General features: G+C 51.8%; 22 protein-coding genes and 1 other RNA gene. 9 read left to right on the top strand and 14 right to left on the bottom strand.

All coding sequences use genetic code 11. The features are described from left to right. The first annotated feature begins 2 nt into the window (after positions 1-2). Positions 3-86, top strand: coding sequence for a hypothetical protein (locus OQV04_RS03710; protein WP_122985416.1), 84 nt, complete (start codon positions 3-5; stop codon positions 84-86). Between the two features lie 73 nt (positions 87-159). On the opposite strand, the gene ubiI is transcribed toward OQV04_RS03710, so the two are convergent. Genes ubiI through ygfB form a run of 4 tightly spaced genes read right to left on the bottom strand, consistent with a single transcriptional unit; the run spans position 160 to position 4489 of the window. Continuing rightward, complete coding sequence (ubiI, locus tag OQV04_RS03705; RefSeq protein ID WP_032281556.1) at positions 160-1362, bottom strand: FAD-dependent 2-octaprenylphenol hydroxylase; 1203 nt, start codon at positions 1360-1362, stop codon at positions 160-162. 22 nt (positions 1363-1384) lie between these two features. Beyond that, the gene (ubiH, locus tag OQV04_RS03700; RefSeq protein ID WP_032281557.1) at positions 1385-2563 is read right to left on the bottom strand and encodes a 2-octaprenyl-6-methoxyphenyl hydroxylase; all 1179 of its coding nucleotides are present in this window, start codon (positions 2561-2563) and stop codon (positions 1385-1387) included. Next, on the bottom strand, positions 2560-3885 hold the full coding sequence (gene pepP / locus OQV04_RS03695) for a Xaa-Pro aminopeptidase (protein ID WP_001290104.1): 1326 nt from the start codon (positions 3883-3885) through the stop codon (positions 2560-2562). The genes ubiH and pepP overlap by 4 nt, the downstream gene beginning before the upstream one ends. A 25-nt stretch (positions 3886-3910) precedes the next feature. After that, positions 3911-4489, bottom strand: a complete 579-nt coding sequence (gene ygfB / locus OQV04_RS03690; protein WP_001295378.1) for a UPF0149 family protein YgfB — start codon at positions 4487-4489, stop codon at positions 3911-3913. A 167-nt stretch (positions 4490-4656) separates the two neighbouring features. Here ygfB and zapA point away from each other — a divergent pair, with 167 nt between their 5' ends. The 3 genes from zapA (at position 4657) to OQV04_RS03675 (ending at position 5834) form a co-directional block, all read left to right on the top strand. Further along, on the top strand, positions 4657-4986 hold the full coding sequence (zapA, locus tag OQV04_RS03685) for a cell division protein ZapA (RefSeq protein WP_001276008.1): 330 nt from the start codon (positions 4657-4659) through the stop codon (positions 4984-4986). A 41-nt stretch (positions 4987-5027) separates the two neighbouring features. Then, a non-coding RNA gene (ssrS, locus tag OQV04_RS03680) (6S RNA) lies at positions 5028-5211 on the top strand. A 20-nt stretch (positions 5212-5231) separates the two neighbouring features. Further along, a complete protein-coding gene (locus tag OQV04_RS03675) occupies positions 5232-5834 on the top strand; it encodes a 5-formyltetrahydrofolate cyclo-ligase (RefSeq protein WP_001547709.1) in 603 nt (200 codons plus the stop codon). Between the two features lie 100 nt (positions 5835-5934). On the opposite strand, the gene ibsC is transcribed toward OQV04_RS03675, so the two are convergent. From ibsC to OQV04_RS03655, 4 genes are all read right to left on the bottom strand, one after another. Then, positions 5935-5994, bottom strand: coding sequence for a type I toxin-antitoxin system toxin IbsC (gene ibsC / locus OQV04_RS03670; RefSeq protein WP_071525914.1), 60 nt, complete (start codon positions 5992-5994; stop codon positions 5935-5937). A 228-nt stretch (positions 5995-6222) separates the two neighbouring features. Further along, positions 6223-7455: a phosphoglycerate dehydrogenase gene (serA, locus tag OQV04_RS03665; RefSeq protein WP_001151604.1), complete on the bottom strand. Its 1233-nt coding sequence runs from the start codon at positions 7453-7455 to the stop codon at positions 6223-6225. A 255-nt stretch (positions 7456-7710) separates the two neighbouring features. Further along, on the bottom strand, positions 7711-8370 hold the full coding sequence (gene rpiA / locus OQV04_RS03660; protein WP_032281564.1) for a ribose-5-phosphate isomerase RpiA: 660 nt from the start codon (positions 8368-8370) through the stop codon (positions 7711-7713). 55 nt (positions 8371-8425) lie between these two features. Continuing rightward, positions 8426-8656, bottom strand: coding sequence for a hypothetical protein (locus OQV04_RS03655; RefSeq protein WP_001307386.1), 231 nt, complete (start codon positions 8654-8656; stop codon positions 8426-8428). A 141-nt stretch (positions 8657-8797) separates the two neighbouring features. Between OQV04_RS03655 and argP the strand changes: the two genes are divergently transcribed. From argP to scpC, 5 genes are all read left to right on the top strand, one after another. After that, on the top strand, positions 8798-9691 hold the full coding sequence (gene argP / locus OQV04_RS03650; protein ID WP_000828351.1) for a DNA-binding transcriptional regulator ArgP: 894 nt from the start codon (positions 8798-8800) through the stop codon (positions 9689-9691). A 203-nt stretch (positions 9692-9894) separates the two neighbouring features. Continuing rightward, positions 9895-12039, top strand: coding sequence for a methylmalonyl-CoA mutase (scpA, locus tag OQV04_RS03645; RefSeq protein WP_032281558.1), 2145 nt, complete (start codon positions 9895-9897; stop codon positions 12037-12039). Then, complete coding sequence (gene meaB, locus OQV04_RS03640) at positions 12032-13027, top strand: methylmalonyl Co-A mutase-associated GTPase MeaB (RefSeq protein WP_032281559.1); 996 nt, start codon at positions 12032-12034, stop codon at positions 13025-13027. The genes scpA and meaB overlap by 8 nt, the downstream gene beginning before the upstream one ends. A gap of 10 nt (positions 13028-13037) precedes the next feature. Continuing rightward, positions 13038-13823: a methylmalonyl-CoA decarboxylase gene (gene scpB, locus OQV04_RS03635; RefSeq protein ID WP_000122063.1), complete on the top strand. Its 786-nt coding sequence runs from the start codon at positions 13038-13040 to the stop codon at positions 13821-13823. Positions 13824-13846: 23 nt separating this feature from the next. Further along, positions 13847-15325, top strand: coding sequence for a propionyl-CoA:succinate CoA transferase (gene scpC, locus OQV04_RS03630; RefSeq protein ID WP_000449941.1), 1479 nt, complete (start codon positions 13847-13849; stop codon positions 15323-15325). On the opposite strand, the gene srsR is transcribed toward scpC, so the two are convergent. The 6 genes from srsR to pgk form a co-directional block, all read right to left on the bottom strand. Then, positions 15322-16218: a LysR family transcriptional regulator SrsR gene (srsR, locus tag OQV04_RS03625; protein ID WP_000350807.1), complete on the bottom strand. Its 897-nt coding sequence runs from the start codon at positions 16216-16218 to the stop codon at positions 15322-15324. The genes scpC and srsR overlap by 4 nt on opposite strands. Positions 16219-16386: 168 nt before the next feature. Further along, entirely contained in the window at positions 16387-17127 is a 741-nt protein-coding gene (locus tag OQV04_RS03620; RefSeq protein ID WP_000669834.1) for an oxidative stress defense protein, read from the bottom strand. Positions 17128-17219: 92 nt separating this feature from the next. Then, on the bottom strand, positions 17220-17855 hold the full coding sequence (gene argO, locus OQV04_RS03615) for an arginine exporter ArgO (protein WP_000493346.1): 636 nt from the start codon (positions 17853-17855) through the stop codon (positions 17220-17222). 138 nt (positions 17856-17993) lie between these two features. Continuing rightward, positions 17994-18854 (bottom strand): small-conductance mechanosensitive channel MscS, encoded by an 861-nt coding sequence (mscS, locus tag OQV04_RS03610; RefSeq protein WP_000389818.1) that lies wholly within the window; start codon positions 18852-18854, stop codon positions 17994-17996. Between the two features lie 358 nt (positions 18855-19212). Then, the gene (fbaA, locus tag OQV04_RS03600; protein ID WP_000034372.1) at positions 19213-20292 is read right to left on the bottom strand and encodes a class II fructose-bisphosphate aldolase; all 1080 of its coding nucleotides are present in this window, start codon (positions 20290-20292) and stop codon (positions 19213-19215) included. Between the two features lie 214 nt (positions 20293-20506). Continuing rightward, a complete protein-coding gene (pgk, locus tag OQV04_RS03595; protein ID WP_000111269.1) occupies positions 20507-21670 on the bottom strand; it encodes a phosphoglycerate kinase in 1164 nt (387 codons plus the stop codon). Between the last annotated feature and the right edge of the window lie 7 nt (positions 21671-21677).

Here is a 21677-nt window from a genome sequence, read left to right as displayed (position 1 = left end):
AAATGTCAAAAAACACTAAATCAAAAAATCATGGCATTAGAAAATATAATGCGAAAACGGAGGTGAAATTAGTTTATTTCAAATGAGGAAAATCTCCCGGCGAAAAAACCGGGAGATGAAAGTGTGATGCGTATCAAATAAACAGCAGAAGAGAAATTTTTAACGCAGCCATTCAGGCAAATCGTTTAATCCCATTGCCTGACGGATAAGTTGTGGCTTAACGCCAGGAAGCGTGTCGGCCAGTTTCAAACCAATATCACGCAGCAGTTTTTTCGCCGGATTGGTACCGGAAAACAGATCGCGGAATCCCTGCATACCAGCCAGCATCAGCGCCGCGCTGTGCTTGCGGCTACGTTCATAGCGGCGCAGGTAAATGTACTGCCCGATGTCTTTACCCTGACGATGCAACCGTTTCAGTTCAGCAATCAGCTCTGCGGCGTCCATAAAGCCGAGATTAACGCCCTGCCCCGCCAGTGGGTGAATGGTATGCGCGGCGTCGCCCACCAGCGCCAGACGATGTGCGGCAAACTGGCGCGCATAACGCCCCGTCAGCGGGAACACCTGACGCTCGCTCTCAACCTTGCATAAGCCCAGGCGATTATCAAAAGCGATATTTAACGCGCGATTAAATTCGTCTTCCCCTGCCTGCTGCATCCGCTGCGCTTCCTCTGGCGACAGCGACCAGACAATCGAGCAAAGATGCGGATCGCTAAGCGGCAAAAAGGCCAGAATGCCTTCGCCGTGGAAAACCTGCCGCGCCACCGCATCATGCGGTTCTTCCGTGCGTATGGTCGCTACCAGCGCGTGATGCTGATAATCCCAGAAAGTCAGTGGAATATCGGCTTTGTTGCGCAACCAGGAATTAGCGCCGTCCGCGCCAATCACCAGACGCGCCGTTAACATACTGCCATCTTTCAGCGTCAGGAAGGTTTCGTTTTCTCCCCAGGCGACCTGCTGTAATTCTGCGGGGGCCAACAGAGTGATATCTGACGCCTGCTGCGCTTTGTTCCACAGCGCGTAGTGAATCACTGAGTTTTCAACGATATGCCCAAGATGGCTATAGCCCATGCTTTGATCGTCAAACGAAATGTGACCAAAACTGTCTTTGTCCCACACTTCCATGCCGTGATAGCAACTGGCCCTACGAGAGAGAATGTCCTGCCAGACGCCAAGACGGGTGAGTAATTTTTCGCTGGCGGCATTGATAGCCGAAACGCGCAGTTGTGGTGGTGCATCCGCCGCCAGAGGTTCCGGTACGCGCTGCTCCAGTACGGCAACGCGTAAGCCGCTCCCCTGTAAGCCGCAGGCAACCGCCAGCCCCACCATGCCGCCGCCAACAATGGCTACATCAACACTTTGCATTGTTTATTCCTTAAAACCGCCTTCAACGCGCCACCCAACCGAGGGTGCGCTGCGCCAGCACATCGCGTGCCGGGGTGAATAATTCCATCGTCATCAGCCCGATGTTGCGCCCGACAACCAGTGGCGTCCAACGGTTGGCAAAAAGATGTACAAGGCTGTCCGTGACGCCAATGGTTGCTTCGCGATCGCTCTGTCGACGCTGCTGATAACGACACAATACGCCGTAATCACCCATGTCTTCTCCGCGCTCCTGCGCCTGAGTCAGGGTTTCCGCAAGGCTCATCACATCACGCATACCGAGATTAAATCCTTGCCCAGCGATGGGGTGCAGAGTTTGCGCCGCATTGCCCACCAGCACGGTACGATGGGTAATAGGTTTAGCGGCGCGGGTTAACGCCAGCGGATAAGCACTGCGTTTACCGGCGTGGGTAATTTGCCCCAGTCGCCAGCCAAAGGCAGACTGGAGTTCACGGCAAAACTTCTCGTCGCTCCACGACAGCACCTCTTCGCGCCGTTCCAGTGGATGACACCAGACCAGCGAACAGCGTCCGTCAGACATCGGCAACATCGCCAGCGGGCCATGTTGCGTAAAGCGTTCAAACGCGCGGCCTTCGTGCGCAACAGAAGTCGCAACGTTGGCAATCACTGCCAGTTGTTCGTAAGGCTCCTGCTGCCAGTCAACGCCGCACACAGTGGCTAACGCTGAATGGGTGCCATCAGCGGCTACCAGCACGCGGCCCGTCAGCGTCTCGCCACACTCCAGCGTCACTTCAACATGACTCTGAGTACGGGCAACGTTAGCCACGCGATCCGGGCAATGCAGCGTTACGCCAGGTGCTTTGCGCAGCAATGCAAACAGTCGTTGCCCGACATTGTGCAATTCGACAACCTGCCCCAGCGCCGCCAGTTGGTAATCTTCTGCGGCGAGGGTGACGAATCCGGCATGACCACGATCGCTGACTTGCACGGTAGTGATGGCGGTTGCGCAATCAGCCAGAGATTGCCAGACGCCGATGCGCGCCAGTTGCTGACAGGTCCCCGCCGCTAGAGCAATAGCTCGTCCATCAAAGCCCGGATGAGCATGTGACTCTGGCGCGGTCGCTTCAATCAAATGTACCGGCAGCGCTCCGTGACTTAACCGGGAAATAGCCAGCGCCAGCGTCGCGCCCGCCATGCCGCCACCGACGATGATTACGCTCATTGCTTTCTCGCAGCTGCCATCAACGCTTCGATTTCTTCCGGCTTTTTCACCACGCTGGCGGTGAGGTTTTCGTTACCGGTTTCGGTAATCACAATGTCGTCTTCAATACGAATGCCGATACCGCGATATTGTTCTGGCACTTCTGCATCCGGCGCAATATACAGCCCTGGCTCTACGGTCAGTACCATGCCCGGTTCCAGAATGCGCGAGCGATCCTGACCATAAACACCCACGTCATGGACATCCAGTCCTAACCAGTGGCTAAGGCCATGCATAAAGAAAGGACGATGGGCGTTCTGAGCGATCAGTTCATCAACATCACCTTTCAGGATGCCGAGTTTTACCAGGCCGCTAACCATGATGCGCACCACTTCACCGGTGACTTCCTGAATGGAAGTTCCCGGACGATACAGGCGCAGGCTGGTTTCGAGAGACTCCAGCACAATGTCGTAGATTTCACGCTGAGCCTGAGTGAATTTGCCGTTGACCGGGAAGGTGCGGGTAATATCGCCAGCGTAACCTTTGTATTCGCAACCCGCGTCAATCAACACCAGATCGCCGTCGTGCAGTTCACACTCGTTTTCGGTGTAATGCAGAATGCAGCCGTTTTCACCGCTGCCGACAATGGTGTTATAGGAAGGATAGCGCGCGCCGTGGCGGTTAAATTCGTGGTGAATTTCGCCTTCCAGGTGGTACTCGAACATTCCCGGACGGCATTTTTCCATCGCCCGGGTATGCGCCAGGGCGGTGATTTCACCCGCGCGGCGAAGTACGGCAATCTCTTCCGGCGATTTGAACAGGCGCATTTCATGAACAATGGGACGCCAGTCGATCATCGTTGCCGGCGCGGTGAGATTTTGCCGCGAACCTTTACGCAGTTTCTCAAGCGCGCTGTTCACGATTTCATCAGCATATGCATATTCGCCCTGGGCGTGGTAAACCACATCCAGACCATTAAGTAGTTGATAAAGTTGCTGATTAATTTCGCTGAATGCCAGTGCGCGGTCAACGCCCAGTTTCTCTGGCGCGGCATCCTGACCTAAACGACGGCCAAACCAGATCTCCGCCGTCAGGTCGCGAACGCGGTTAAACAGAACGCTGTGGTTATGAGTGTCATCGCTTTTAATCAGCACCAGCACCGCTTCCGGTTCGTTAAAGCCGGTGAAGTACCAGAAGTCACTGTTCTGACGATAGGGGTATTCGCTGTCGGCGCTACGTGTTACTTCTGGTGCAGCAAAAATCAGCGCGGCGCTGCCGGGTTGCATTTGCTCCACCAGGGCCTGACGGCGACGCTGAAACTCTTGCCGGGATATCTCACTCATAACACTCTCCTTACGTTTTTTGTTTTTAGTGTAGAGTCGGTTTTTGTACTTCTGGCGCGGTCGGTTGCGGATGAGTAAAGGTGTCGTGGCATAACAGCGCGGCAACACGGACGTATTCGATGATCTCTTCAAGCGACATTTCAAGCTCTTCCTGATCTTCGTCTTCGTCGTAGCCCAACTGCGCGATGTTACGCAGATCGTCGATGGCTTCACCGGTTTCGCCGGTCACTTTGTCCAGCTTCGGTTGCGTAACGCCAAGACCAAGCAGGAAGTGATTGACCCAACCTGCCAGCGCATCAGCCCGATCGAAAACGCTGACATCATCGCCATCAGGCAGATAAAGCTGAAAAAGGAAGCCGTCATCCTGCAGGGCATCGCTGGTGGCAGAGTGCATTTTACGCAGTGCCTGTGCCAGCTCATGACCGAAAGCCATGCCTTCGTTCGTCAGGTCGTGAAGTAGCGGTAGCCATGAGCTGTCATCGTTACCGCCACATATCATCCCACTGATTAAACCATGCATCTCAGCAGGGGTCAGACCCGTCCCTTGTTGGTTCAGATACTGGTTCATTTCGTTGTAACCAGGCATTTCGTTCTGTATAGACATAAGCATTCGTCGTCAAAGGGAGGAATATTCATGATATGCTACCACTTTGGGCCCTGGTGGACCAGAAAAGGGCTTGTCTCTTCTCATCAGGGTAGCTATAGTGTCGCCCCTTCGCAGACCATGGGTCTAAAGACGAAGGCAGCGCAGTCAATCAGCAGGAAGGTGGCATGTCTGCACAACCCGTCGATATCCAAATTTTTGGCCGTTCACTGCGTGTGAACTGCCCGCCTGACCAAAGGGATGCGTTGAATCAGGCAGCGGACGATCTGAACCAACGGTTGCAAGATCTGAAAGAACGCACTAGAGTCACAAATACTGAACAGTTGGTCTTCATTGCCGCATTGAATATCAGCTATGAGTTAGCGCAAGAAAAAGCAAAGACTCGTGACTACGCGGCAAGTATGGAACAGCGTATTCGGATGCTGCAGCAGACCATAGAACAAGCGTTACTTGAACAAGGTCGCATCACCGAAAAAACTAACCAAAACTTTGAATGACACTTTTCGGTTTACTGTGGTAGAGTAACCGTGAAGACAAAATTTCTCTGAGATGTTCGCAAGCGGGCCAGTCCCCTGAGCCGATATTTCATACCACAAGAATGTGGCGCTCCGCGGTTGGTGAGCATGCTCGGTCCGTCCGAGAAGCCTTAAAACTGCGACGACACATTCACCTTGAACCAAGGGTTCAAGGGTTACAGCCTGCGGCGGCATCTCGGAGATTCCCTTCTTATCTGGCACCAGCCATGACGCAACTACCAGAACTCCCACTGACATTATCCCGACAAGAAATCCGCAAAATGATTCGGCAACGTCGTCGTACGTTAACGCCGGAACAACAGCAGGAAATGGGTCAACAAGCCGCTACCCGGATGATGACTTATCCCCCGGTGGTGATGGCACATACGGTCGCTGTATTCCTCTCTTTTGATGGCGAACTCGACACCCAGCCACTCATAGAACAACTCTGGCGCGCCGGTAAGCGCGTATATCTTCCAGTTTTGCATCCCTTTAGTGCCGGTAATTTGCTGTTCCTGAATTACCATCCGCAAAGCGAACTGGTGATGAACAGGTTGAAGATCCATGAGCCAAAATTGGATGTGCGTGACGTGCTACCCCTTTCCCGATTAGACGTGTTGATCACACCGCTGGTCGCCTTTGATGAGTACGGTCAGCGCCTGGGAATGGGCGGTGGTTTTTATGATCGGACCTTACAAAACTGGCAGCACTATAAAATGCAACCGGTGGGTTATGCGCATGATTGTCAGTTGGTGGAAAAACTCCCCGTTGAAGAGTGGGATATCCCACTGCCTGCGGTGGTTACACCGTCGAAAATCTGGGAGTGGTGAGGGCGACACACCTGCATCGCCCTGATTGACATCGTTGATTCTTTGACCTAATTTAGTGAGTAAGGGTAAGGGAGGATGACTCCTCCCCTGAGACTGACTGTTAATAAGCTGGGAAACTTATGAGTAACAGTACAATCAGTATGATGACAAGTCGCATCATAACCCTTCTCCTTCAAGCCCTCGCTTCGGTGAGGGCTTTACCGTTACAGCCCTGTGCTGTCCCGCCATCGTAAATCCCCATTAAATAAACACAACGCATTGATCTGACTTTGATTTATTTTCTGGAGCAGACTCGCAAAGTAGAATGCGCAACGCGGCAACGGTGTGGAGAAGGGATAAAAAAACGGGCAAGTCAGTGACCTGCCCGTTGATTTTCAGAGAAGGGGAATTAGTACAGCAGACGGGCGCGAATGGTACCCGGAATAGCTTTCATTGCCTGCAGCGCTTTTTCGGCAACGTCTTCGTCGGCTTCAATATCAATAACCACATAACCCATCTGGGCGGAAGTTTGTAGATATTGCGCGGCGATGTTGACGCCCTGCTCGGCGAAGATTTTGTTCAGCGCAGTTAGCACGCCCGGACGGTTTTCGTGGATGTGCATCAGACGACGCCCACCGTGCAGTGGCAGCGAGACTTCCGGGAAGTTCACCGCAGAGAGCGTTGAGCCATTGTCAGAATACTTGATCAATTTACCCGCAACTTCCAGGCCAATATTCTCCTGCGCTTCCTGAGTCGAACCGCCAATGTGTGGCGTCAGAAGGACGTTGTCGAATTCACACAGCGGAGAGGTAAATGGATCGCTATTGGTCGCCGGTTCCGTCGGGAATACGTCGATTGCCGCCCCCGCCAGATGTTTGCTCGCCAGCGCATCACACAGCGCCGGAATATCCACCACAGTACCGCGCGAAGCATTAATCAGCAGCGAGCCGGGCTTCATTAGTGAAATTTCTTTCGCGCCCATCATATTTTTGGTGGACGGATTCTCTGGTACATGCAGACTCACCACATCGCTCATATTCAGCAGGTCAGAAAGATGCTGTACCTGAGTGGCGTTGCCCAGCGGCAGTTTATTTTCAATATCATAAAAGTAAACATACATTCCCAGCGATTCAGCCAGAATGCCCAATTGCGTACCAATATGACCGTAGCCGATGATACCCAGCTTTTTGCCGCGCGCTTCAAAAGACCCCGCCGCCAGTTTGTTCCACACGCCACGGTGCGCTTTAGCATTGGCTTCCGGCACGCCGCGCAATAGCAGCAGCAGTTCGCCAATCACCAGCTCCGCAACAGAGCGCGTATTTGAGAACGGTGCGTTAAATACCGGGATCCCGCGCTTTGCCGCCGCATCCAGATCAACCTGGTTTGTTCCGATACAGAAACAGCCAATAGCGACCAGCTTTTCTGCGGCGTTGATCACGTCTTCAGTCAGATGGGTACGGGATCGCAGGCCGATGAAGTGGGCATCGCGGATGGATTCTTTTAATTGTTCATCATCCAGCGCGCCTTTGTGAAATTCGATGTTGGTGTAACCAGCTGCACGAAGGCTTTCCAGCGCCTTTTGGTGCACTCCTTCTACCAGCAGAAACTTAATCTTGTCTTTCTCCAGCGATACCTTTGCCATTTACCCAATCCTGTCTTTTGAAATGTTGTGTGCGGATTTGCGTCCGCCTTTCAACATATCAAAAAATAATATTGCGGCAATATGAACGTTTGCGTCGCGATGTTGAGGAAATATCACGCAAAGGTAATTCTTGGATGAATATGCTGGTTTAGAGGATTTATTTAGAGCAATCGACAATAGCCAGGTAAAAACGTGACACATGTCACCAAATTTAATGAAGAGAATTTTTTTAACGGGGGAGGTTCCCCCGTCAGATCATTTCACAATGGTTTTGACACCGTCAGGTGTGCCAATCAGCGCAACGTCCGCGCCACGGTTAGCAAACAAGCCAACAGTCACCACGCCAGGAATCGCATTTATGGCGTTTTCCATCGCTATCGGGTCAAGGATTTCCATGCCGTGGACGTCGAGGATCACGTTGCCATTATCGGTCACCACGCTCTGACGGTATTCCGGACGACCGCCCAGTTTCACCAGCTGGCGCGCCACTGCACTACGTGCCATCGGGATAACTTCTACTGGCAGCGGGAATTTACCCAGAATATCAACCTGCTTGGAAGCGTCTGCAATACAGATAAATTTTTCTGCAACCGAAGCAATGATTTTTTCACGGGTCAGCGCCGCGCCGCCGCCTTTGATCATTTGCATGTGGCCGTTGATTTCATCTGCGCCATCAACGTAGATGCCAAGGCTGTCGACTTCGTTGAGATCAAAAACGTGAATGCCGAGGCTTTTCAGTTTTTCAGTGGAAGCATCTGAACTGGAAACGGCCCCTTCAATCTGGCCTTTCATTGTACCGAGCGCGTCAATAAAGTGTGCGGCGGTGGAACCTGTACCTACACCAACAATGGTGCCGGGCTGAACATACTGAAGTGCCGCCCATCCTACTGCTTTTTTCAATTCATCCTGCGTCATGATCGTTTCGCCTGTGGTATGAAATTTCACACGCATTATATACAAAAAAAGCGATTCAGACCCCGTTGGCAAGCCGCGTGGTTAACTCATCCATAAAATATCGCGCAATGGCAGGCATCCCCTTTCGCCCCGCAAATAAGGCATGCAACAATCTGGGTATGCCGCTCCACGGTGCAAACAGGCGCACCAGTTCACCGTTCGCAAGCCCCTGTTTACAGGCAAATTGAGGCAATAACGCCACGCCATTCAACACAACCAAGGCGCGAACTCGCTGAGCGAAATGCATTAGCGCAAATCCCTGATCTTTTAAGCTGCGTGTTTAACCACGAATACAAATGTTACCCGCCGACGGCTTCGGTATATGCAACCTGACACAAAATTGTGTCATAGTGCAGGAAAAAGCATTTACCAGGAGCAGACAACAGCAATGAAACGCCCGGACTACAGAACATTACAGGCACTGGATGCGGTGATACGTGAACGAGGATTTGAGCGCGCGGCACAAAAGCTGTGCATTACACAATCAGCCGTCTCACAGCGCATTAAGCAACTGGAAAATATGTTCGGGCAGCCGCTGTTGGTGCGTACCGTACCGCCGCGCCCGACGGAACAAGGGCAAAAACTGCTGGCACTGCTGCGCCAGGTGGAGTTGCTGGAAGAAGAGTGGCTGGGCGATGAACAAACCGGTTCGACTCCGCTGCTGCTTTCACTGGCGGTCAACGCCGACAGTCTGGCGACGTGGTTGCTTCCTGCACTGGCTCCTGTGTTGGCTGATTCGCCTATCCGCCTCAACTTGCAGGTAGAAGATGAAACCCGCACTCAGGAACGTCTGCGCCGCGGCGAAGTGGTCGGCGCGGTGAGTATTCAACATCAGGCGCTGCCGAGTTGTCTTGTCGATAAACTTGGTGCGCTCGACTATCTGTTCGTCAGCTCAAAACCCTTTGCCGAAAAATATTTCCCTAACGGCGTAACGCGTTCGGCATTACTGAAAGCGCCAGTGGTCGCGTTTGACCATCTTGACGATATGCACCAGGCCTTTTTGCAGCAAAACTTCGATCTGCCTCCAGGCAGCGTGCCCTGCCATATCGTTAATTCTTCAGAAGCGTTCGTACAACTTGCTCGCCAGGGCACCACCTGCTGTATGATCCCGCATCTGCAAATCGAGAAAGAGCTGGCCAGCGGTGAACTGATTGACTTAACGCCTGGGCTATTTCAACGACGGATGCTCTACTGGCACCGCTTTGCTCCTGAAAGCCGCATGATGCGTAAAGTCACTGATGCGTTACTCGATTATGGTCACAAAGTCCTTCGTCAGGATTAATCCATCAAATAATGCCTGATAGCACATATCAGGCGTTGTCCTCACTTCTTTTTGTATTCCTTGAATCACATCACAAAATAGACAAATCTCAGGCGGCAAAAAACGACGTCTGAATGCATTTTTTTTGCTGGCGACAAACCCACGTAAAAAGCTCACCGTAGGCGCAAATACCCTCATTTTGATTGCGTTTTACGGAGCAAATAATGTCTAACGTGCAGGAGTGGCAACAGCTTGCCAACAAGGAATTGAGCCGTCGGGAGAAAACTGTCGACTCGCTGGTTCAGCAAACCGCGGAAGGGATCGCCATCAAGCCGCTGTATACCGAAGCCGATCTCGATAATCTGGAGGTGACAGGTACCCTTCCTGGTTTGCCGCCCTACGTTCGTGGCCCGCGTGCCACTATGTATACCGCCCAACCGTGGACCATCCGTCAGTATGCTGGTTTTTCAACAGCAAAAGAGTCCAACGCTTTTTATCGCCGTAACCTGGCCGCCGGGCAAAAAGGTCTTTCCGTTGCGTTTGACCTTGCCACCCACCGAGGCTACGACTCCGATAACCCGCGCGTGGCGGGCGACGTCGGCAAAGCGGGCGTCGCTATCGACACCGTGGAAGATATGAAAGTCCTGTTCGACCAGATCCCGCTGGATAAAATGTCGGTTTCGATGACCATGAATGGCGCAGTGCTACCAGTACTGGCGTTTTATATCGTCGCCGCGGAAGAGCAAGGTGTTACACCTGATAAACTGACCGGCACCATTCAGAACGATATCCTCAAAGAGTACCTCTGCCGCAACACCTATATTTACCCGCCAAAACCGTCAATGCGCATTATCGCCGACATCATCGCCTGGTGTTCCGGCAACATGCCGCGATTTAATACCATCAGTATCAGCGGTTACCACATGGGTGAAGCGGGTGCCAACTGCGTGCAGCAGGTAGCATTTACGCTCGCTGATGGGATTGAGTACATCAAAGCAGCAATCTCTGCCGGACTGAAAATTGATGACTTCGCTCCTCGCCTGTCGTTCTTCTTCGGCATCGGCATGGATCTGTTTATGAACGTCGCCATGTTGCGTGCGGCACGTTATTTATGGAGCGAAGCGGTCAGTGGATTTGGCGCACAGGACCCGAAATCACTGGCGCTGCGTACCCACTGCCAGACCTCAGGCTGGAGCCTGACTGAACAGGATCCGTATAACAACGTTATCCGCACCACCATTGAAGCACTGGCTGCGACGCTGGGCGGTACTCAGTCACTGCATACCAACGCCTTTGACGAAGCGCTTGGTTTGCCTACCGATTTCTCAGCACGCATTGCCCGCAACACCCAGATCATCATCCAGGAAGAATCAGAACTCTGCCGCACCGTCGATCCACTGGCCGGATCCTATTACATTGAGTCGCTGACCGATCAAATCGTCAAACAAGCCAGAGCTATTATCCAACAGATCGACGAAGCCGGTGGCATGGCGAAAGCGATCGAAGCAGGTCTGCCAAAACGAATGATCGAAGAGGCCTCAGCGCGCGAACAGTCGCTGATCGACCAGGGCAAGCGTGTCATCGTTGGTGTCAACAAGTACAAACTGGATCACGAAGACGAAACCGATGTACTTGAGATCGACAACGTGATGGTGCGTAACGAGCAAATTGCTTCGCTGGAACGCATTCGCGCTACCCGTGATGATGCCGCCGTAACCGCCGCGTTGAACGTCCTGACTCACGCCGCACAGCATAACGAAAACCTGCTGGCTGCCGCTGTTAATGCCGCTCGCGTTCGCGCCACCCTGGGTGAAATTTCCGATGCGCTGGAAGCCGCTTTCGACCGTTATCTGGTGCCAAGCCAGTGTGTTACCGGCGTGATTGCGCAAAGCTACCATCAATCTGAGAAATCGGCCTCCGAGTTCGATGCCATTGTTGCGCAAACGGAGCTGTTCCTTGCCGACAATGGTCGTCGCCCGCGCATTCTGATCGCTAAAATGGGCCAGGATGGGCACGATCGCGGCGCGAAAGTGATCGCCAGCGCCTATTCCGATCTCGGTTTCGACGTAGATTTAAGCCCGATGTTCTCTACACCAGAAGAGATCGCCCGCCTGGCAGTAGAAAACGACGTTCACGTAGTGGGCGCATCCTCACTGGCTGCCGGTCATAAAACGCTGATCCCGGAACTGGTCGAAGCGCTGAAAAAATGGGGACGCGAAGATATCTGCGTAGTCGCCGGTGGCGTCATTCCACCGCAGGATTACGCCTTCCTGCAAGAGCGCGGCGTGGCGGCGATTTATGGTCCAGGTACACCTATGCTCGACAGTGTACGCGACGTACTGAATCTGATAAGCCAGCATCATGATTAATGAAGCCACGCTGGCAGAAAGTATTCGCCGCTTACGTCAGGGTGAGCGTGCCACACTCGCCCAGGCCATGACGCTGGTGGAAAGCCGTCACCCGCGTCATCAGGCGCTAAGTACGCAACTGCTTGATGCCATTATGCCGTACTGCGGTAACGCCCTGCGACTGGGCGTTACCGGCACACCCGGCGCGGGGAAAAGTACCTTTCTTGAAGCCTTTGGCATGTTGTTGATTCGTGATGGATTAAAGGTTGCGGTTATTGCGGTCGATCCCAGCAGTCCGGTCACTGGCGGTAGCATTCTCGGGGATAAAACCCGCATGAATGACCTGGCGCGTGCCGAGACGGCGTTTATTCGCCCGGTACCATCCTCCGGTCATCTGGGCGGTGCCAGTCAGCGAGCGCGGGAATTAATGCTGTTATGCGAAGCGGCGGGTTATGACGTAGTGATTGTCGAAACGGTTGGCGTCGGGCAGTCGGAAACGGAAGTCGCCCGCATGGTGGACTGTTTTATCTCGTTGCAAATTGCCGGTGGCGGCGATGATCTGCAGGGCATTAAAAAAGGGCTGATGGAAGTGGCTGATCTGATCGTTATCAACAAAGACGATGGCGATAACCATACCAATATCGCCATTGCCCGGCATATGTACGAGAGTGCCCTGCATATTCTGCGACGTAAATACGACGAATGGCAGCCACGGGTTCTGACTTGTAGCGCACTGGAAAAACGTGGAATCGATGAGATCTGGCACGCCATCATCGACTTCAAAACCGCGCTAACTGCCAGTGGTCGTTTACAACAAGTGCGGCAACAACAATCGGTGGAATGGCTGCGTAAGCAGACCGAAGAAGAAGTACTGAATCACCTGTTCGCGAATGAAGATTTCGATCGCTATTACCGCCAGACGCTTTTAGCGGTCAAAAACAATACGCTCTCACCGCGCACCGGCCTGCGGCAGCTCAGTGAATTTATCCAGACGCAATATTTTGATTAAAGGAATTTTTATGTCTTATCAGTATGTGAACGTTGCCACTATCAACAAAGTGGCGGTCATTGAGTTTAACTATGGCCGAAAACTTAATGCCTTAAGTAAAGTCTTTATTGATGATCTTATGCAGGCGTTAAGCGATCTCAACCGGCCGGAAATTCGCTGTATCATTTTGCGCGCGCCGAGTGGATCCAAAGTCTTCTCCGCAGGTCACGATATTCACGAACTGCCGTCTGGCGGTCGCGATCCGCTCTCCTATGATGATCCATTGCGTCAAATCACCCGCATGATCCAAAAATTCCCGAAACCGATCATTTCGATGGTGGAAGGTAGTGTTTGGGGTGGCGCATTTGAAATGATCATGAGTTCCGATCTGATCATCGCCGCCAGTACCTCAACCTTCTCAATGACGCCTGTAAACCTCGGCGTCCCGTATAACCTGGTCGGCATTCACAACCTGACCCGCGACGCGGGCTTCCACATTGTCAAAGAGCTGATTTTTACCGCTTCGCCAATCACCGCCCAGCGCGCGCTGGCTGTCGGCATCCTCAACCATGTTGTGGAAGTGGAAGAACTGGAAGATTTCACCTTACAAATGGCGCACCACATCTCTGAGAAAGCGCCGTTAGCCATTGCCGTTATCAAAGAAGAGCTGCGTGTACTGGGCGAAGCACACACCATGAACTCCGATGAATTTGAACGTATTCAGGGGATGCGCCGCGCGGTTTATGACAGCGAAGATTACCAGGAAGGGATGAACGCTTTCCTCGAAAAACGTAAACCTAATTTCGTTGGTCATTAATCCCTGCGAACGAAGGAGTAAAAATGGAAACTCAGTGGACAAGGATGACCGCCGATGAAGCGGCAGAAATTATCCAGCATAACGACATGGTGGCATTTAGCGGCTTTACCCCAGCGGGTTCGCCGAAAGCCCTACCCACCGCGATTGCCCGCAGAGCTAACGAACAGCATGAGGCCAAAAAGCCGTATCAAATTCGCCTGCTGACGGGGGCGTCAATCAGCGCCGCCGCTGACGATGTACTTTCTGACGCCGATGCTGTTTCCTGGCGTGCGCCATATCAAACATCGTCCGGTTTACGTAAAAAGATCAATCAGGGCGCGGTGAGTTTCGTTGACCTGCATTTGAGCGAAGTGGCGCAAATGGTCAATTACGGTTTCTTCGGCGACATTGATGTTGCCGTCATTGAAGCATCGGCACTGGCACCAGATGGTCGAGTCTGGTTAACCAGCGGGATCGGTAATGCGCCGACCTGGCTGCTGCGAGCGAAGAAAGTGATCATTGAACTCAATCACTATCACGATCCGCGCGTTGCAGAACTGGCGGATATTGTGATTCCTGGCGCGCCACCGCGGCGCAATAGCGTGTCGATCTTCCATGCAATGGATCGCGTCGGTACCCGCTATGTGCAAATCGATCCGAAAAAGATTGTTGCCGTCGTGGAAACCAACTTGCCTGACGCCGGTAATATGCTGGATAAGCAAAATCCCATGTGCCAGCAGATTGCCGATAACGTGGTCACGTTCTTATTGCAGGAAATGGCGCATGGGCGTATTCCGCCGGAATTTCTGCCGCTGCAAAGTGGCGTGGGCAATATCAATAATGCGGTAATGGCGCGTCTGGGGGAAAACCCGGAAATTCCTCCGTTTATGATGTATTCGGAAGTGCTACAGGAATCGGTGGTGCATTTACTGGAAACCGGCAAAATCAGCGGGGCCAGCGCCTCCAGCCTGACAATCTCGGCCGATTCCCTGCGCAAGATTTACGACAATATGGATTACTTTGCCAGCCGCATTGTGTTGCGTCCGCAGGAGATTTCCAATAACCCGGAAATCATCCGTCGTCTGGGCGTCATCGCTCTGAACGTCGGCCTGGAGTTTGATATTTACGGGCATGCCAACTCAACGCACGTAGCCGGGGTCGATCTGATGAACGGCATCGGCGGCAGCGGTGATTTTGAACGCAACGCGTATCTGTCGATCTTTATGGCCCCGTCGATTGCTAAAGAAGGCAAGATCTCAACCGTCGTGCCAATGTGCAGCCATGTTGATCACAGCGAACACAGCGTCAAAGTGATCATCACCGAACAAGGGATCGCCGATCTGCGCGGGCTTTCCCCGCTTCAACGCGCCCGCACGATCATTGATAATTGTGCACATCCTATGTATCGGGATTATCTGCATCGCTATCTGGAAAATGCGCCTGGCGGACATATTCACCACGATCTTAGCCACGTCTTCGACTTACACCGTAATTTAATTGCAACCGGCTCGATGCTGGGTTAATGACTCGTCCCGTCACGATCTTCAGCAATATGCTGAAGCATCGTGGCGGTATAACGATGATTTCTGATTGAATAAAGATATTCCTGCATATACATCGGCCTGTGCGGTGCATCAAAATATTTCAGCGTTGCCGGATTCACCAGTCGCCAGGCAAAATGCGGGATCACCGTCAGAAAATGTCCGCGCTCCACGGCGCTGATTTTGGCCATAAAACTGTAGGGACGATAAATAATGGTTGGATTGATCCCACAAGGTCGCATATTCGCATCAATCATTGCTTCGAAGTTGGCCCGGTTCTGAAAGCGCATTTGTAGCCAGGGCAGCTCCTGAAGCAGCTCTTGCTCTTGTCGCTCTTCATAACGGCGAGAAACGAGAAAGCCCAATCGCAGCGGCGGTAGTTCACTGATAGTCAGGTTTTCCAGTTCCTGAACTCGTGCAGATACATGCTGTGGGGAGATAATAAAATCTAACTGGCGGTCAAAAAGATTATCGATAACGCCGTTTTCGCTGAACTCAACTGGCTGGGCGGTCACGCCTTCATACTTATCTCCGAGACTAATCAACTGATCGAAAATAATTGTCGGATAAGTATTATCTATGCCAATCACAATTTCTCGTGAACGACGTCCTGAGTTATGGATTTCATTATCAATCGCAGAAAGCCGTTGATAAACCGGGAACAGTTTTTGATACAGTTCCTGTCCGGCTTTATTGAGGCTGATATTATTATCTTTGCGGGTAAATAGCGTATAGCCAATTTGTTCTTCCAGCGCGGCAATGCTTTTACCAAATGGCGAAGCCGTCATATGGATTTTTTCTGCCGCCCGGGCAATATTATTGGTTTGCGCTAATAAAATGAAATTGCGCATCTTTTTCGAAATAAAAATGTCCATCCCCCCCTCCCCCGCATCCTTGTCCGCTTAACCGTTTCAGTCAGCCTATCCTTGATGAAACCGCGAGCAAAGATAGGTGATTACGTCATGGTTTTACAGAAAATTACAGAAAAAGGAGGCAATATCGGGTAAAGGCATTAGCCCGACGAATACGTCGGGCTACAAGTATTATTGTGCTGCAGGTGTTTTAGCGGGTTGTTGATCCACAGGTTCTAACTGGAAGACCACATCGACCTGATCATCAAACTGAATAGCGGCCTGCTCGTAAGTTTCCTGGGCTGAGACCGGCGCGGCATCGGCTTTCATCATCCGCACCATTGGGCTGGGCTGATAGTTGGAAACATGGTAGCGCACGCTATATACCGGCCCCAGTTTACGATGAAAGCCGTTCGCCAGTTCCTGCGCCTGATGAATCGCGTTATCAATCGCTGCCTTACGCGCTTTGTCTTTATAGGCATCCGGCTGCGCCACGCCCAGCGACACAGAACGAATTTCGTTAAGACCCGCCTTCAGCGCGCCATCCAGCAAGGAATTCAGTTTGTCTAACTGACGGAGCGTGACTTCCACCGTTCTCACAGCGCGGTAGCCTTTAAGGATACTTTTACCATCCTGATAATCATAATCTGGCTGGGTGCGTAAGTTCGCTGAGCTGATATCTTTTTTCGCGATCTGATTGAGTTCAAGGAAGGAAATGTATTGTGCGACGCGCTCATCTGCCTGTTTCTTGGCAGTAGCGGCATCCTTCGCGGCCACGTTAACTTCAATCGCAAGAGTGGCAATGTCTGGCACCGCATCCACACTTGCCGTACCGGAGGTGACAATATGCGGTCCATCCGGCAATTCGTTAGCCTGCGCTGCCATCCCGCTAATACCCATTAATGCCGCCAGGGCGATAACTTTGAACTTCACGTTAGTCTCTCCGTGTTAATTGACTTGCCCAAAATTCAGGACCTCTGGAGGCAAGCTTAGCGCCTCTGTTTTATTTTTCCATCAGATAGCGCCTAACTGAACAAGGCTTGTGCATGAGCAATGCCATCTCTCGCCAGCTGCAAGGCAATAAACCACATAACACATCCCACTACCAGATTGATAATGCGCTGTGATTTTGCCGTGCGCAGGCGCGGTGCCAGCCAGGCTGCGAGAATAGCCAGACCAAAGAACCACAGGAAAGAGGCGCTAATTGTCCCGAGCGCAAACCAACGTTTTGGTTCCACATCAAGTTGCCCGCCGAGGCTGCCCAGTACAACAAAAGTATCCAGGTAAACATGCGGATTCAGCCAGGTCACTGCCAACATGGTGGCGATAATTTTCCATCTTCCTTGCTTCAGGACTTCGGCACTGGCTAACTCAATATTACTGCTCATCGCTGTTTTAAAAGCGCCAAAACCATACCAGAGCAAGAAGGCTACGCCGCCCCAGGTGACCAGCGCCAGCAACCACGGCGACTGCATCAATAACGCGCTGCCACCAAAAATCCCGGCGCAAATCAGGACCAAATCGCTGATAGCGCAAAGTAAGGCAATCATAATGTGGTACTGACGACGAATGCCCTGATTCATCACAAAAGCATTTTGTGGACCGAGCGGTAGGATCATAGCTGCGCCAAGCGCAAGACCTTGAAAGTAATAAGAAAACACGTTTGGTATTCCGAATTAAGTATCTGATGCAGAGACTATATCGCGGGATTGTTATTAGCAGAAATTGATAATATTAATTGGCAATCAGAAAAACTAATAAGAGAGAGACCAGAGAGTATTATCTGGCCTCAGCGTTGATTACGCAGCTTTGTCTTCTTTCACCCGCTTAAAGTTCACATCCATTTGCGGGTACGGGAAGCTGATACCGGCGGCATCAAATTCACGTTTAATACGCTCCAGCACATCCCAGTACACGTTTTGCAGATCGCCGCTGTTGCTCCAGACGCGGACCACGAAATTAATCGACGATGCACCAAGTTCGTTCAGGCGCACAGTCATTTCGCGATCTTTCAAAATGCGATCTTCAGACTGGATAATATTGGTCAGGATCTGCTTAACCTGATCGATATCGGAATCATACGCCACGCCAATAATAAATTCGTTACGGCGAACTGGCTCGCGGGAGAAGTTAATAATATTTCCGGCAATAATTTTACCGTTCGGAATAACGATAATTTTACCGTCTGCAGTACGCATGGTGGTGGAGAAAATCTGCACACTCAGCACAGTACCGGCTACGCCGCCGAGGTCAACATATTCTCCGGCACGGAACGGGCGGAACATGACAAGTAACACGCCAGCGGCCAGGTTAGACAGTGACCCCTGCAAAGCCAGACCAACAGCTAAGCCTGCGGCACCGAGTACAGCAATGACTGACGCTGTTTGTACGCCCACCCGGCCCAGTGCAGCGATTAGCGTAAAGGCGATAATTCCGTAACGGACTAATGCAGAAAGAAAATCAGCAACAGTGGCATCGATTTTACGGGAGATCATCAGGCGATTCACCGCGTTGGAAATCATCCGCGCGATAATCAAACCAACGATGATGATCGCGAGTGCCGCCACGATGTTTACTGCATAACTTAGCAGCAGCGCCTGGTTAGCCACCAGCCAGCTTCCCGCGCCGTTTATGCTATCGACAACATTCAAATCTTCCATTCAATATTCCTTTTCAACTGACTCAAAATGGAGAAATACACTCCGCCGCCTTATGACGGGCAGTCTGACAAGGGTAAACAATAAAGCATAATTTTGCCAAATAGATCACAGATTTCTCATCTGTATCACCTTGCTATTGGCGAAAAAAAGACCCGCAGAGCGGGGCTCAGACAGATATCAATGTGCGCTTTGTCATGCCGGATGCGGCGTGAACGCCTTATCCGGCCTACAAAAACCTGCGAATTCAATATATTGCAGGATACGTGTAGGCCTGATAAGCGTAGCGCATCAGGCAATTTTTCTTTTGGCAAAAAAAAGACCCGCAGAGCGGGCCTTGAGATAAGCAGAAAGGAATATCTTACAGAACGTCGATCGCGTTCAGTTCCTGGAATGCTTTTTCCAGACGAGCGATCATCGAAGTCTGACCGGCACGCAGCCATACGCGCGGATCGTAGTATTTCTTGTTCGGCTGATCTTCGCCTTTCGGGTTACCCAGCTGACCCTGCAGATAAGCTTCGTTCGCTTTGTAGTAGTTCAGAACGCCTTCCCAGGTTGCCCATTGGGTATCGGTATCGATGTTCATTTTCACTACGCCGTAGCTTACGGAGTCTTTGATTTCCTGAGCTGTAGAACCGGAACCACCGTGGAATACGAAGTTCAGGCTGTTGTGCGGCAGGTTGTGTTTCTTAGAAACATATTCCTGAGAATCACGCAGGATGGTCGGAGTCAGAACCACGTTACCCGGCTTGTAAACACCGTGTACGTTACCGAAGGACGCTGCAATGGTGAAACGCGGGCTGATTTTGCTCAGCTCGGTGTATGCGTAATCAACGTCTTCCGGCTGGGTGTACAGTGCAGAAGCGTCCATGTGGCTGTTGTCCACGCCGTCTTCTTCACCACCGGTGCAACCCAGTTCGATTTCCAGAGTCATGCCGATTTTGGACATGCGCTCCAGGTATTTAGAGCAGATTTCGATGTTCTCTTGCAGAGATTCTTCAGACAGGTCGATCATGTGAGAAGAGAACAGCGGCTTGCCGGTAGCAGCGAAGTGTTTTTCACCCGCGTCCAGCAGACCGTCGATCCACGGCAGCAGTTTCTTCGCGCAGTGGTCAGTGTGCAGGATAACCGGAACACCATAATGTTCAGCCATCTGGTGAACGTGATGCGCACCAGAGATCGCGCCCAGGATAGCAGCACCCTGCGGAACGTCAGATTTCACGCCTTTACCAGCGATAAAGGAAGCACCACCGTTGGAGAACTGAACGATAACCGGCGCTTTAACTTTAGCAGCGGTTTCCAGTACGGCGTTGATGGAGTCAGTACCGACGCAGTTTACTGCTGGCAGTGCGAAGTTGTTTTCTTTTGCTACCTGGAAAACTTTCTGTACGTCATCACCAGTGATTACGCCAGGTTTTACGAAATCAAAAATCTTAGACATGTCTCTTGTCCTGTATCGTCGGGCCTTATACTCGTCATACTTCAAGTTGCATGTGCTGCGTCTGCGTTCGCTCACCCCAGTCACTTACTTATGTAAGCTCCTGGGGATTCACTCTCTTGTCGCCTTCCTGCAACTCGAATTATTTAGAGTATGAAAAAATGCGTGCTCTAAAAGCGCGCTGAAACAAGGGCAGGTTTCCCTGCCCTGTGATTTTTTACTTCTTAGCGCGCTCTTCGAGCATCGCTACTGCAGGCAGTACTTTACCTTCCACGAATTCGAGGAATGCGCCGCCGCCAGTGGAGATGTAGGAGATTTTGTCAGCAATGCCGAACAGGTCGATTGCTGCCAGAGTGTCGCCGCCGCCAGCGATGGAGAACGCTTCGCTGTCTGCGATAGCGTTAGCCACGATTTCAGTACCTTTGCGGAAGTTCGGGAATTCGAACACGCCAACCGGACCGTTCCACAGAATGGTTTTCGCATTCTTCAGGATTTCAGCCAGTTCCTGAGCGGAAGCATCACCGATATCCAGGATCTGCTCGTCAGCTTTCACATCGTTAACAGATTTCAGGGTAGCTGGTGCAGTTTCAGAGAACTCGGTTGCTACGCGAACATCAGACGGAACCGGGATGTTGCAGGTGGTCAGCAGACGTTTTGCTTCGTCAACCAAGTCAGCTTCGTACAGGGATTTACCCACATCGTGGCCTTGTGCCGCGATAAAGGTGTTAGCGATACCACCACCAACAATCAGCTGGTCAGCGATTTTAGACAGGGAGTCCAGAACGGTCAGTTTGGTAGATACTTTAGAACCACCAACGATAGCCACCATCGGGCGAGCAGGTTCTTTCAGTGCTTTACCCAGCGCGTCCAGTTCAGCTGCCAGCAGCGGGCCTGCGCACGCAACGTCAGCGAATTTACCGATACCGTGAGTAGAAGCCTGCGCGCGGTGAGCAGTACCGAATGCGTCCATTACGAACACGTCACACAGTGCAGCGTATTTTTTGGACAGGGTTTCGTCGTCTTTCTTCTCGCCTTTGTTGAAGCGAACGTTTTCCAGAACAACCAGTTCACCTTCAGCAACGTCAACGCCGTCGAGGTAATCTTTAACCAGACGAACCGGGTTAGACAGTTTGTCTTTCAGGTAGTTAACAACCGGCAGCAGAGAGAATTCTTCGTTGTACTCGCCTTCGGTAGGACGACCCAGGTGGGAAGTTACCATCACTTTTGCGCCTTGTTTCAGGGCCAGTTCGATGGTCGGCAGAGAAGCACGGATACGCGCGTCGCTGGTTACTTTCCCGTCTTTTACTGGTACGTTCAGATCCGCACGGATAAATACACGTTTCCCAGCAAGATCCAGATCGGTCATCTTAATTACAGACATGGTGAAT

It is taken from the genome of Escherichia sp. Lx600-2 (assembly GCF_036662595.1).
Taxonomy (GTDB): domain Bacteria; phylum Pseudomonadota; class Gammaproteobacteria; order Enterobacterales; family Enterobacteriaceae; genus Escherichia; species Escherichia coli.
This window is presented reverse-complemented; position numbering and strand designations above follow the sequence as displayed.